The sequence below is a fragment of the Pseudomonas sp. P5_A2_2 genome (assembly GCF_054177685.1).
In genome coordinates this window covers 1-2,171 of the sequence record NZ_JBGCUL010000773.1, presented here as the reverse complement: position 1 = coordinate 2,171, position 2,171 = coordinate 1, and the positions used below count along the sequence as shown (strand labels likewise).

The 2,171-nt window shown below is 55.2% G+C and carries 3 protein-coding genes and 1 rRNA gene; all 4 read left to right on the top strand.

The features are described 5' to 3' along the window. Positions 1–105: ribosomal RNA gene (gene rrf / locus ACXRVY_RS25460) — 5S ribosomal RNA — on the top strand; the annotation flags it as partial. Between the two features lie 147 nt (positions 106–252). Further along, positions 253–912, top strand: coding sequence for a paraquat-inducible protein A (locus ACXRVY_RS25455; protein ID WP_458238575.1), 660 nt, complete (start codon positions 253–255; stop codon positions 910–912). Next, entirely contained in the window at positions 899–1,522 is a 624-nt protein-coding gene (locus tag ACXRVY_RS25450; RefSeq protein ID WP_108214827.1) for a paraquat-inducible protein A, read from the top strand. Before ACXRVY_RS25455 ends, ACXRVY_RS25450 begins: the two co-directional genes overlap by 14 nt. Beyond that, on the top strand, positions 1,515–2,171 hold a 657-nt coding region (locus ACXRVY_RS25445; RefSeq protein WP_458238574.1), incomplete at its 3' end, for a PqiB family protein. The genes ACXRVY_RS25450 and ACXRVY_RS25445, both read left to right, overlap by 8 nt.

The window sequence follows — 2,171 nt, the reverse complement described above, 5'->3', positions numbered from 1 at the left end:
TAGAGCATTGGAACCACCTGATCCCATCCCGAACTCAGCAGTGAAACGATGCATCGCCGATGGTAGTGTGGGGTTTCCCCATGTGAGAGTAGGTCATCGTCAAGATTAAATTCCAAAACCCCTATCTGCGTACGCAGGTAGGGGTTTTGTTTTTGGCGTAGAAAAAGCACGACGAATCAAGCACAAATTGGCGCAGTTATTTTTGTCCCGGGACACTAGAATAGGTCCAACTTTTTCAGAGTCAGAGCGCTTATGCCGGATTCGGTTGACGCCAAAGAGCTGTCAGAACTACCACTGGAAAATCTGGTTGCCTGCCATGAGTGCGACTTGCTCATGCGTAAACCCGAACTCGCCCATGGCGAAAAAGCCCTGTGCCCGCGCTGTGGCTACGAGCTTTATGCCAATCGCTACAACGTCGTACAGCGCAGTCTCGCCTTGGTCATCTCCGCCCTGGTGTTGTTCATACCGGCCAACTTTTTACCCATCATGCAACTCAATCTGCTCGGGCAATCTTCGCAAGACACTGTCTGGAGCGGCGTTGTCGCCCTTTTTGATACGGGCATGCAAAGCGTCTCAGTGATCGTGTTCCTGTGCAGCATGGGGATCCCGCTGCTCAAGCTGCTGTGCCAACTGGCCGTATTGTTGAGTATCCGTTTTGGTGTCGGACGCAGCTACGGCTTGTTGCTCTATCGCATTTATCACCATMTACGCGAATGGGGSATGCTYGAGGTCTACYTSATGGGSGTRCTGGTGGCSATCGTCAAGCTGGCMGAYATGGCAKCCATCACCGTAGGCCTCGGCCTGGCGTGCTTCATTGGTTTGTTGCTGATTCAAGTCTGGCTGGAGGTCGTAATGTCGCCTCACCAGATCTGGCAAGCGTTATCAGGAGAAGATGCCCATGCGGGCGATTGATGCAGGCATTCTGATTTGCAAGGAATGTCATGAATTGAACAGGCAGGAAGCTGATAGCGATGAGCAAGTCTGTACACGCTGCGGAGCACTGGTGCATGCCCGCAGCCCGAATAGCCTGGTGCGCACCTGGGCATTGCTGATTACCGCCGCCATTCTTTACATACCGGCCAATTTGTTGCCGATCATGACCGTGAACTCTCTGGGCAAGGGTGCGCCCAGCACGATCATGGCGGGTGTGATCGAGTTGGTGCACTACGGAATGATCCCCATTGCGGCGGTGGTGTTTATCGCCAGTATCCTGGTGCCCACCTTCAAGCTGGTAGGCATCGCTCTGCTGCTGTTTTCCGTGCAGCGCCGTCAGCCCCTTTCGGCTCGCCAGCGTATCTGGATGTACCGTTTCATTGAATTCATCGGCCGCTGGTCGATGCTCGATATCTTTGTGATCGCCATCCTCGTGGCGGTCGTGAATTTTGGGCGGCTTGCCAGCATCGAAGCCAATCTTGGCGCCATCGCCTTCGCCACTGTAGTGATTCTGACGATGCTTGCCGCAGTAACTTTCGATCCCCGACTGATTTGGGATAACACGGAGTCGGACGACGACCATGACTGATTTGCCTGTAGCGAAAACCCGACCGGCCTCGAACTGGTCTGCCATTTGGGTGCTGCCCCTGATCGCCTTGATCATTGGCGGCTGGCTCGGCTGGCGTGCCTATAACGAGACCGGCATCGAGATTCAGGTGCGTTTTGAGAGTGGCGAAGGCATTCAGGCCAACAAGACCGAAGTGGTCTATAAAGGCATGCCAGTCGGTAAGGTCAAAAGCCTCAAGCTCGATGATGAGGGCAGTTCCAAAGGCGTGATCGCCAGCATCGAAATGAACAAGGATGTGGAGCCATACCTGCGAACCAGCACGCGTTTCTGGCTGGTCAAGCCGAGCGTGACATTGGCAGGGATTACCGGTCTTGAGACGCTGGTTTCAGGTAACTATGTCGCCATCAGCCCGGGGGAAGGCGAGCCCGTCCGCAAGTTCAAGGCCCTGGCCCAGGAGCCGCCGCTCTCCGATGCCCAGCCGGGTCTGCACCTGACCATCAAGGCTGATCGCCTGGGTTCGTTGAACCGCGGCAGCCCGGTGTTCTACAAACAGATCAAGGTAGGTCAGATCAAGAGCTACGTGCTGTCCGAGGACCAGAGCACTGTCGAGCTCAAGGTCTTCATCGAGCCGACTTACGCCAAACTGGTACGCAAGCACACACGTTTCTGG